Here is a 10,871-nt window from a genome sequence, read left to right on the forward strand (position 1 = left end):
TTTGAGGAGAATTTAGTGAAAACGTTAGTAACTTACTATAGTAGAACGGGTACTACAAAATTTGTGGCTGAAACCATCGCAGCCGAACTCGGAGCTGACATCGAGGAAATCGTTGATTTAAAAAAGCGGTCGGGCAAAATAGGCTGGATAATAGCGGGTAAAGAGTCTACTCAAGAAAAACAAGCCGACCTCGCCCCAACCAAACTTTCACCCAAAGACTATGACCTCATAGTTCTTGGAACACCGATATGGGCTGGGAAACCTACCCCCGCCATCCGAACATACGTTGCCAAAAATGACCTTTCAGGCAAAAAAGTGGCGTTATTCTTTACGGCAGATTCTATTGCTACGGCCGCAGTGGAGAGGACAAAGGCGTTGGTTACTAACGTGGTTCTTGTTGGGGATGTTGTGTTGGCAAGGCCTTTGGTTAATAGGGATGAGACTAAGAAGAGAATTGTGGAATGGTGTAACAGCTTAAAGACCGTGGAATAGGGTGCTTTACACGCCACAGTATTACTTTTTGATAAAACAGTAACACTTATATGGCTTGTAACCAATACAATAAACAGCGAACCAAACTGGGGAACTCTACTACCCTGCCAAAAAGCAACCCCTCCCCAGTGTGCGCCAAGCCAAACCTTTCGGTTGGCTGTAAACAACCGAAACCCCCAAGGCGACTAGTCAAGCCCAGACAACTAATCGGGTTAACTTGGCACATACAATTTTTTAACCCAACACAATTCAGCGCGGAGCAACGTCATTTTTCCATCCTTTTAGCGGCTACAATCACAGTACCAACATGAAAAAAGAAAGCTTGCTGAGCCGTCTTCTCCTCCAGCTCACTGCACCAACGGTCCATTTCTTGGGTGGTTGCCACTTTTGCCTTTAACGCCTCAGTCACCAACCAGTCACTAAAAGGGGTTTCAGAAAAGTCTCGAATAACAATCGACAGCACCTTAACCTGCCCATCCAAAAAGCCGCCCTGTCGGGTCAACTCAAGCAGTTGACGCCCAGCTAACCCGTTAGGACGCATGCGATCTCTAAAAAAGCTGGTCAGGCGCCGTTCTAATTCAAGGTCACTAAAGTTTACACCAACACTTGTCCAGTCCGTGTCCACCAAAACAAGGAACCCTCCAGGTTTGAGTACTCTCTGTAGTTCCGCAATTAAAAAAGGCGACGAGGCAGGAGGCAAAACCTGAAAAAGACGCTTCGCATAGACTCGGTCAAACTTTCCGTCCTCAAAGGGAAGCTTGTGGGCATCGCCGACCATGCACACAACATTAGAGTACTGTTTGGAGGATATGTTGGCTTGCTGTATCATTATAGGGTCGCAATCAACATCCACCACAAACCCGCCTATGCCGACAGAACCCGAAAACATGTCGGTGGAAGTGCCCGGACCACAGCCCACCTCCAAAACCTGCATCCCCTGTTGTAGTTGAAGCATCCGATAGCTTTCTTGATTGACAACGTCCTCTTCGCGGGCTCTCTTTTTAAGGAACTGGGCGGTAACGTAGCTTTTGTTTTCTTTAGTGTTCTGCATCCTAAAGCATCCGTTATAAGGTAAGCAGAAGATACAATTAAGAACTATGCAAAAAAAATGCTTACAGAGAATACACAGTAGGTTATTGATTGGGAGATTGCGGGGATTTGAACCCCGTACAACAGTTTTGGTCTAGCGCTGTTCGAGGGGAACGAAGGTTCTCTCGAATTCACCCACATAATGCCCCTGCGGACGCAAAAGCACCGCATCCTCGTATTGCTCAAGTACATGGGCGACCCAGCCGGATATTCTTGCCGAAGCAAAGAACAGCGGGAAGAAGGCTTTCTGGACGCCTAAAGCATCCATCGCGACTGCCGCGTAGAAGTCTACGTTGGGGTAAATCTTCTTTTTCTCATAAACCAACCGCTCAATCGTCATGCATCTGTTGTAGAGGCCCTGCGAGCGTTCGCGGTGACAGAAGTCCTCGACTATGCCGCGGAGGTGTTTGGTTCGGGGGTCTTGAGCCTTATAGACGCGGTGGCCAAAGCCCATAATCTTTTTCTTTTCATCTAGCAACCCTTGAATGTACTCCTCGACTTCTGCTTCAAGGTTTATTTCATCAAGCATATCCATCACTTTTTCGCTGGCGCCACCATGTAAAGGACCCTTAAGCGTTCCAATAGCGGAGGTTATCGCGGAGTACATGTCAGAGTTGGTGCTTGCTGTTACACGAGCCGCGAAAGTGGATGCGTTAAAGCCATGGTCGGCATGCAGAATCATAAACCGATGAATAACGCTGGCTTCTTTGTCGTCTGGAACCTCACCTTTGAACATGTAGAGGAAGTTCTTTGAGAAGGCAAACTCCTTCTTTGGCTCTGGAACGGGCAGGTTTTGGCGGCTCCTATGCAGTGTTGCAACGATGGTTGGAACCTGTGCGACCAGTCGAGTTGCTCTGCGCATGTTTGCGGCTGTTGAATAGTCTCCGATGTCGGGGTCATATTCGCCTAGATGGGAAACTTCGGTTCGTAAAACATCCATGGGTGGACAATTTTTTGGGGTAGCGTGGATGCTTTTTATGATTGGTTCCGGAAGATGCATCTCGTTGAAGAGTTGGCTGCAAAAAGTATCTAGTTCTTGTTTGTTGGGCAGGTTCCTGTGAATCAGCAGGTAAGCTATTTCTGCGTAAAAGGCTTGCCCTACTATGTCATCTATATTGTAACCTAGATAGTACAAGAAGCCATTGGGGTTTACGTAGCTGATTTTGGTTTCTGCTGCCGCGACATCTCTTAAGCCGCGAACAACTGATTTTTCATCGTTTTCACACATGTTAATCACCTTCACCTACAGCGTATACGCCCAGCAAACTAACGGGTAACCAAAGAATCATCCGCTACTAGCTTTTCCGATTGATACCCGTGACGGAGCACAAATGCATGTAGCTATGAAGGTTAACTTAGCGTTTGAGATTTAAATGCTTTACACAAAAAAGACACCTTTTTGGAGGCAAAAATAGTCACAAAATGAGAGCATTCGTAGCATCGATAAATAGTTTTGAAGTAATCCTACTTGACTGATGCGCCCTAAAATCAGAGAAAAACGGAATAAATATCAAAAATGGAAAAGCCATCTGAAAAACAAACATTAAGATTGAAAAAGGATTTAGGGAGAGCAGTTGCAGGAGCAGTTACAGTTGTCTGTGTTGAGCCATTTCTCATGCCATTTATAGTTCTTGCAGTCGCCTTTGGAGGCACAGGACCCGCAAGGGTCTTCGTTGGAGGCTTCGTTAAACATGTCAATTAGTGCTTTCTCGAATTTAGGGTCAAGATTTAGTTTTTTAACTTGCTTTTCAAATTCGCCAGTCACTTTGATTCTCCTCAAATAGTACTCTACACGGCGAGTTATTAACACTCGCAAAAGATGAGCAACCTTTTAGCTCAAATTTGAGGAGCTCAACCGATTTAAGGCTTAAAGGGAATGACAGAGTATAATAAAACAGTCAAAGCGAGGTCTGTTTCGGTGACCACAAAATCCATAATTATTATTGGCGCTGGCCTAGCGGGTTTAGCAACCGGCTGCTATGGACAAATGAACGGTTATAAAACCAAAATATTCGAACTGCAAACTAAACCTGGCGGCGTCTGTGTCTCTTGGCAAAGAAAAGGCTACACGTTTGATTACACAATTCACAACCTGTTCGGCATCGTCCCTGACTCTAAAGACAACAAACTTTGGAAGGAACTGTCTGCCTTCAGCGCCCCTCAGACGTACAGGTTCAAAGAATTTGTTCAAATAGAAGACACTAACGGCAAAGCGTTTACCGTTTTCACAAACTTAGACGAGTTGGAACGGCACATGATGGAACTCGCACCTAAGGACCAGAAAAAAATCAGCGAATTCATAAAGACATGCCGACGTTTCAGCAACTATGACTTATTCGCCGCGATGTCAGGCGGTTTTAAAGTGCTCTTTAAGATCCTGCCAGTGTTGGGTCCATTGATGAAGTATAGCAAAGTAACAGTCGACGAGTTTGCTCAAGGTTTCAGCGAACCCTTCCTCCAAAAGGCTTTCCCCACAATCCTGTATGACATTTCGGGAGTGCCCGTTTTGATACCGATGATTTTTCTGTCTGCCCTAAACAAAGGCGACGGCGGGTGGCCAATCGGCGGTTCCATGGCACTTTCAAAAAACATTGAAAGACGCTACATAGAATTAGGCGGAGAGGTAGCTTACCGCTCGAAAGTTGTAAAAATCTTAACACAGAATGATAAAGCAATTGGTGTACAATTAGAAGATGGCTCACAACATTTCTCCGAAATCGTGGTCTCCGCGGCAGATGGGTATTCCACAATATTCAACATGTTAGAAGAAAAATACGTTAACGACGCTATACGCACTTATTACAATTCGTATCCGAAGACCATTTCTTTTGGGTTTGAAGTCTGGTATGGAGTCAAACGAAGCTTCAGCGGTGAACCCCACTCGCTGGTGCTTTTCCAAGATACGCCAGTCACATTTGAGGGACGGGAATATAACAGGCTGGATGTTGAAATCTTCAATTTTGACGCCACACTTGCTCCAGAGGGCAAAACGGTAGTCAAAGTTGTTTTTGATTCAAACTATGATTACTGGAAAAAACTAGCCGCGGACAAAGACAGGTACCGTGAAGAGAAAAAGAAAATCGCGGACATGATTGCTGAGAGGTTAGACAAGCGGTTCCCAGGATTTACAGAGCAAATCGAGGTGGTCGATGTGGCCACACCCGTTTCTGTAGAACATTGGACAGCTGCTTACCGCGGTTACTGTGTTCCGTATCCTGCACCCAAGGACTTAGCTAAAGAAGTAGCCAAAAATGGAGTTAGCAAAACACTTCCCGGACTCCGAGCATTCCATATGGTTGGCCAATGGGCTGGCGCGATGTACTCTACAAATCAAGTTTCCCAAATGGGGCGCGACGTCATTCAACAACTTTGCAAAGAGGACAAAAAAGAATTCGTAACAAACAATAAATAATTAGCTAATTTGCGTTAAAGGTTTAGTCAAAAAATTTTCATTAACGACAAGCGAGCTAAAAGCTTTAAGCCATAAATTACAGAGACAGTTTTATGAAACCTGTATATTTTGACTTGACCGTTTTCGACGTGGAAGCGACACGAAAATTTTTAGAGAACGTCTTTGATTGGCGTTTTGAAAAGTTCCCCATGCCCTATGAATATTACCGAATTCAAGCGGGTCCTGAAAACGAACCAGGAATAGATGGAGGCGTCGGAGAAGTCAAGGATTCAAAGATAAGCGGTGGAAAACCTCTAACTTTAATTACAATCGGAGTCGAGGACCTTGATGAGTGTCTCAACGATGTGAAAGAGAATGGCGGAAGTATTCTTGAACCAAAAATGGCTATTCCCGGGGTGGGGTGGTATGCCACATGCTCCGAGCCGGGTGGTCTCCCCTTCGGCTTGATTCAAACGGACCCCAATGCAACATAGATCCGAATCCAGAACCCATTTGCAGTTAAAATCAGATTCTAAGGTCTTGCCTGCCACAGAAGGAATAGGTAGTTACTATTCATTATTTTGTGCTGCTACACTTTTGACAAAGCCCATATACGTCCATGCGTTGCCCAGTTGGTTTGAATTTTGTGGTTTCAGTAACCTTGTGTGTTATTTCTTTTATTGTCGCATCATCTAGGTCTTTGATGCTGCCACATTTTAGGCAAACCAAGTTTATGTGCGGGAGCATATAGGAATCAAAACGGGCTTGTCCCCTGGGAAAATTGATTTCCTGAACTAAATTCAAATCTCTTAGTACTTCTAAAGTTTTGTAGACTGTCGCTAGACTTACTGTTGGATGGATTTTTTTGACCGCCTCATATACTTCTTGGGCGGAGGGGTGGGTTCTGCTGGTTAGTGCGATTCGGCATATGGCTATTCTTTGGGGGGTTGCCTTGTAGCCTTTGCTTCGTAGTGCGTCTATTGCGGAGGTGTCTGTTTTATGGTAGGCAGTCATACTTATTATTAGATAATAATAATTCTTAAATAAAGCTTCTCTATCCCGTACTATCATACAAAGGAGACTTTTTGAAATGAATGACAAAAAGGGAAACACTAGCCCTAAAGGCGCATCAAACATAGACTGGTGGCCAAACCAACTAAACTTACACATCTTACACCAAAACTCCAAGCTCTCCAACCCAATGGACAAAGAATTCAACTATACAAAAGAATTCAAAAAACTCGACTACAACGCTCTAAAAGCGGACCTAAAAGCGTTGATGACCGACTCAAAAGATTGGTGGCCAGCCGACTTCGGACACTACGGAGGACTCATCATCCGAATGGCATGGCACAGCGCCGGCACATATCGCAAAGGCGACGGACGCGGAGGCGTAGCCGGAGGAGCACAACGATTCCCACCCCTTAACAGTTGGCCAGACAACGTTAACCTCGACAAAGCACGCCGTCTACTTTGGCCGATCAAACAGAAGTATGGCAAAAAAATCTCCTGGGCTGACCTGATGATTCTTGCTGGAAACGTTGCGCTTGAGTCGATGGGTTTTAAGACCTTTGGTTTCGCCGGTGGACGAGAGGACGTCTGGGAACCACAGGAAGACGTTTACTGGGGTTCAGAAACCACTTGGCTAGGCGGAGACAAACGCTACTCAGGGGAAAGAGACCTTGAAAATCCGCTTGCCGCTGTGCAGATGGGACTAATCTACGTTAACCCAGAAGGCCCTAACGGTAATCCAGACCCTGTTGCTGCCGCCAAAGACATCCGCGAGGTCTTCGCCCGCATGTCAATGAACGACGAGGAAACAGTTGCCCTAATCGCGGGCGGACACGCCTTTGGCAAAACCCACGGTGCGGGTCCCGCATCAATGGTTGGTCCCGAGCCTGAAGCCGCCCCCATCGAGGAACAGGGACTGGGCTGGAAGAGCAAATTTGGCACAGGCAAAGGTGACGACACAATAACTAGCGGCATAGAAGTCATCTGGACCCAAACGCCAACTAAGTGGAGCAACAACTTCTTCCGAAACCTATTCAACTTCGAATGGGAACTAACTAAAAGCCCCGCAGGCGCATACCAATGGAAACCAAAAGGCGATGCAGGCGCAGGCACCGTACCCGACGCGCACGACCCCTCAAAGCGTCACGCGCCATCTATGCTCACCACTGACCTCGCCCTACGATTTGACCCCGTCTACGAAAAGATTTCCAGACGCTTCTATGAGCATCCAGAGCAGTTAGCGGACGCGTTTGCCAGAGCATGGTTCAAGCTCACCCACCGCGACATGGGTCCGCGTTCACGCTATCTCGGCCCCGAAGTCCCCGCCGAAGAGCTGATTTGGCAAGACCCCATACCCGCAGTCGATTATGAACTGATTGATGAGCAAGACATAGCAGACCTCAAGGACAAAATCCATGCCTCAGGATTGTCAATCTTGGAGCTGATTTCAACTGCTTGGGCATCTGCGTCCACCTTCCGTGGCTCCGACAAGCGTGGCGGCGCAAATGGGGCGCGTATCCGTCTTGCCCCGCAAAAGGATTGGGAAGTCAACCAGCCCCCTCAACTAAAGCATGTGTTAGAGGTTCTGGGTGGAATTCAAAAGGGATTCAACAGCGCTCAGTCAGGCGGTAAGAGGGTTTCGCTTGCTGACTTGATTGTTTTGGGGGGATGTGTCGGTGTGGAGCAGGCTGCAAAGAAAGCAGGTCACGAGGTAGCAGTGCCGTTTGCGCCTGGACGCAACGATGCCTTGGCGGAGCAAACCGATGTGGAAGCATTTGCTGTTCTTGAACCATTTGCGGATGGTTTTCGTAACTATCAAAAAGCCAAATACGCCGTATCAGCAGAAGAACTCTTAGTTGACCGCGCACAACTGCTAACGTTAACCGCCCCCGAGATGACCGCTCTGATTGGTGGCATGCGCGCCCTAAACGCCAACTTCCAGCGGTCCCAGCACGGAGTCTTCACCAAGCGACCAGAAACGCTCACCAACGACTTCTTCGTAAACCTCCTTGACATGGACACAACTTGGAAGGAAACCTCCCAAGATTCGGATGTGTTTGAGGGACGTGACCGCACAACAGGCGAACTCAAATGGACGGGCACCCGCGTGGACCTCATCTTTGGTTCGAACGCTCAGCTTCGAGCCTTAGCCGAAGTATACGCAAGCAACGACGCGGAGGAGAAGTTTGTGGAGGATTTCGTGGCGGCTTGGAACAAGGTGATGAACCTTGACCGCTTCAACCTCGCCTCAAAAAGCTAAATCTGGACGGGGCAGGAGAAACCAAGCCCACCCTCTTTTTATTAAAAACCAAAACAGGATTTGTTAATCAGAGACAATCTTAAAAGCGCAACCCACAAATAAGCAAATAGGTGGTTGCATGCTTGTTGAGATAAAAGTTGATGGTCAAGTCTGGATAGAATTAACCGTTAAAGACCAAATAAGCCCCGCAGTGTTAAAGGAGCTGGAATTAGCATATCAAAGAATCGTGAATCAAAACAAAACCTCGGCGGTAATGAGGGTTCATCAGCTTAGGAAAAAATACGGCTAAACACCAAACCAAACTCACCATGCGGCCAGCGTCGATTTTTTTGCATGCCTGTTTTTAGGTTTCAGGTTGTGTTTTTGCTGGGAACCTTCGAGCAATCAGGATGTTGGCAAGGGGGAATAGAATGCCCCAGGCGAAACTAACCAGTATATTGACTATGAAAATGCCCAAGGCGTTTCCAACAAGAAAGATTAATCCAAGTATGCCGTTTGCGATAAGTAACCATTTTATTTTTCTGTCAGGCTTCTCCAAAAAAAGCGGCACTACACATAACAAAGATATGCCCATAAAAGCGTACCCTAAAGCCGCCAGAGTCCAGAATAACGAATGCGGATTTGGAGCAACAAACAGCCAAAGCCCCAAGAGTTCATGATTAAGCAGGCTCTGCTGAACAAATGACAACTGGATATAGTAGTGAATGCTAAGAACTGTAGCACAAATCAAAGAGAAGTAAACGCCCAGTTGACTAAAGAATTTCTTATCCTTTGGCGCAAAGAAATGGATACAAGACATCAACACCACAAAAACCGTTCCCAGCGCCAAAGAAGGAACCATAGGTAACATTTGGCTGCTGCTAAAAGTGCTTGCATAAGTTTCTATGTCAGTTATTGATGTCAGGGGAAAAAGTATTGTGGACAGGATCATTCCTGCGTCAATAAGAAAAACCAGTACCGCAAGAATGAGTGCAGACCAGAACCCCAGTCGACTTGCCAGCGTATTCATGCCTGCAGCTATGAGTTGTTAGAGTATTTATTACTTGCAATTGGATTTAGAATTTGGCAAATAAATCGAGTTATAGGCGGTGGGGTCGCTGGAGTTTGAACCTATACTCAGGCGTCCCTTTCACTTTCTACGCAGCATTTCTTTCCCTTTTTATTTAGGGCTTATTGGTGTAATTACGATTTTTTCCTGTGAGTGTCGTAGTCTAGTTAGTCTAGCAGGGTACAGTCGCCACAGACATAAACATTCAAATTTGTGTTTTAGCAGCCACTTTTTTCTGGTTACATGAAGCGCTAAACTAACAAGATAGCTATTTTTTTGTTATATAGACGATATTGTTTTATTAATTAAAACGTCGTAAAGTCATCAGTGTGTAATTACAGTTGAAAGCAAGCGAGCTAGTAGAAGAATTAACGGTTTTCGGGCTATCGGTAAATCAAGCTAAGGTTTACTTGTCTATACTTCGTTCGAAGGGGTCACGAATAAGCGCCGTAGCAGATGATACGCAGATTCACCCTCAAGATATATGTAAAATATTGCCCAAACTTGAAAAAATGGGTTTGATAACAAAAACAACTGAGCGCCCATTCTTTATTACGTCTATTCCCTCCGCGAAGGCGCTTCCCCGAATCATTCAAGCAGAACAGCAGATAGCCAACAATAAAATTAACCGCATGAAAGCCATAACAGACCTACTCCAAACAATAGAGGGCACACAAACAAAAGACGAAAATCACCCCCAAAGCGACATACAAGCCACTTTTCTAGTTACGGATAACACGGTCAATAATACGTTAGATCAAGCATTCGAAAAGGCCAGAGTTCGGTGTGATTGCGTCCTAAATTTCGAGCTAATAAGACGGAGAATGCCTTTACTTATTAATCGTTACCGAACTCTAGTTTCCCATAAAGTAAAAACAAGACTGCTGATTGATGAAACGAATAATACAGAATCCACTGAAAAAGTGTTGGAACAAATTGTGCCATCTATGGGCAACTTTACGCTAAAACAGGGAGGCAAAATTACGGTTAAACCGTATGTAATTATTGATGACAAGGAAGTATTCATATCGACCCAAAGAAAAACAGCCGGGCACTTCCCCTGTATCCTAAAAACGAATAGCAAAAACATAATCGCTATTTATCAACATAATTTTGAGTCCGCATGGAAGAAAGGAAAACCGATTATTCTGAAACGATAGAAAGTTTGGCAAAGAGAATCTAACATCTGTAAGCACAAGTTCTGGGTATGTTAGCGCTCTTTCTTTTACTCATAAACAAAGAAGGCTTGGGGGGATTTCTAGGCATGGTAAGTACCATCTTTCCATCAGATATTATATCGTCCTGTCTGCCATTGGCTTCTGAGTTTAGCAAGCCATCAATTAATCGCTTGCAAACTTACTAAAAAGTGAAAAAAAGCGTGTAAGCATCTGCTTACCGCAAACTAAGGAGAATGAAAATGAATAAAACAAAAGTTAAAACAATTCTCTCTGCTTTTACTCTGCTTTTGCTATTGACCGCTACAGTCGTCGCTATTGCAAACCTACCCACAAGTAACGCCGCTGTCCCCTACACCGAATTCAAATCCTTCGTCTACCTAGGCGTCTCGCCTAGCACCGTAG

At 45.5% G+C, this 10,871-nt stretch carries 11 protein-coding genes; 6 read left to right on the top strand and 5 right to left on the bottom strand.

Features of this window, described 5'->3' with window-relative positions; translation table 11 throughout:
• Positions 1–15: 15 nt before the first annotated feature.
• Positions 16–492, top strand: coding sequence for a flavodoxin (locus tag NWE92_13875; GenBank protein MCW4030719.1), 477 nt, complete (start codon positions 16–18; stop codon positions 490–492).
• 265 nt (positions 493–757) lie between these two features.
• Here the strand turns inward: NWE92_13875 and NWE92_13880 are convergent, their stop codons facing one another.
• From NWE92_13880 to NWE92_13890, 3 genes are all read right to left on the bottom strand, one after another.
• Complete coding sequence (locus tag NWE92_13880; GenBank protein ID MCW4030720.1) at positions 758–1,543, bottom strand: methyltransferase domain-containing protein; 786 nt, start codon at positions 1,541–1,543, stop codon at positions 758–760.
• Positions 1,544–1,675: 132 nt separating this feature from the next.
• Positions 1,676–2,809 carry a citrate synthase gene (locus NWE92_13885; GenBank protein MCW4030721.1) on the bottom strand — a complete coding sequence of 378 codons (1,134 nt, stop codon included), beginning with the start codon at positions 2,807–2,809 and terminating at the stop codon, positions 1,676–1,678.
• Between the two features lie 333 nt (positions 2,810–3,142).
• A complete protein-coding gene (locus NWE92_13890; protein ID MCW4030722.1) occupies positions 3,143–3,346 on the bottom strand; it encodes a hypothetical protein in 204 nt (67 codons plus the stop codon).
• 153 nt (positions 3,347–3,499) lie between these two features.
• Between NWE92_13890 and NWE92_13895 the strand changes: the two genes are divergently transcribed.
• Entirely contained in the window at positions 3,500–4,993 is a 1,494-nt protein-coding gene (locus tag NWE92_13895; GenBank protein ID MCW4030723.1) for an NAD(P)/FAD-dependent oxidoreductase, read from the top strand.
• A gap of 92 nt (positions 4,994–5,085) precedes the next feature.
• On the top strand, positions 5,086–5,466 hold the full coding sequence (locus NWE92_13900; GenBank protein MCW4030724.1) for a VOC family protein: 381 nt from the start codon (positions 5,086–5,088) through the stop codon (positions 5,464–5,466).
• An 82-nt stretch (positions 5,467–5,548) separates the two neighbouring features.
• Here the strand turns inward: NWE92_13900 and NWE92_13905 are convergent, their stop codons facing one another.
• Positions 5,549–5,986 carry a transcriptional repressor gene (locus tag NWE92_13905; protein MCW4030725.1) on the bottom strand — a complete coding sequence of 146 codons (438 nt, stop codon included), beginning with the start codon at positions 5,984–5,986 and terminating at the stop codon, positions 5,549–5,551.
• A 76-nt stretch (positions 5,987–6,062) separates the two neighbouring features.
• Here NWE92_13905 and katG point away from each other — a divergent pair, with 76 nt between their 5' ends.
• Together katG and NWE92_13915 are read left to right on the top strand one after the other, a co-directional pair.
• Positions 6,063–8,243, top strand: a complete 2,181-nt coding sequence (gene katG / locus NWE92_13910) for a catalase/peroxidase HPI (protein MCW4030726.1) — start codon at positions 6,063–6,065, stop codon at positions 8,241–8,243.
• 118 nt (positions 8,244–8,361) lie between these two features.
• Positions 8,362–8,532 (top strand): hypothetical protein, encoded by a 171-nt coding sequence (locus NWE92_13915; GenBank protein MCW4030727.1) that lies wholly within the window; start codon positions 8,362–8,364, stop codon positions 8,530–8,532.
• Positions 8,533–8,586: 54 nt separating this feature from the next.
• Here NWE92_13915 and NWE92_13920 read toward each other — a convergent pair whose 3' ends face one another.
• Positions 8,587–9,252: a hypothetical protein gene (locus NWE92_13920; GenBank protein MCW4030728.1), complete on the bottom strand. Its 666-nt coding sequence runs from the start codon at positions 9,250–9,252 to the stop codon at positions 8,587–8,589.
• Between the two features lie 380 nt (positions 9,253–9,632).
• On the opposite strand from NWE92_13920, the gene NWE92_13925 reads away from it, so the two are divergent.
• Positions 9,633–10,451, top strand: a complete 819-nt coding sequence (locus tag NWE92_13925; GenBank protein ID MCW4030729.1) for a hypothetical protein — start codon at positions 9,633–9,635, stop codon at positions 10,449–10,451.
• Positions 10,452–10,871: the final 420 nt, after the last annotated feature.

The organism is Candidatus Bathyarchaeota archaeon (assembly GCA_026014745.1).
In the GTDB taxonomy this organism is placed as follows: domain Archaea; phylum Thermoproteota; class Bathyarchaeia; order Bathyarchaeales; family Bathycorpusculaceae; genus Bathycorpusculum.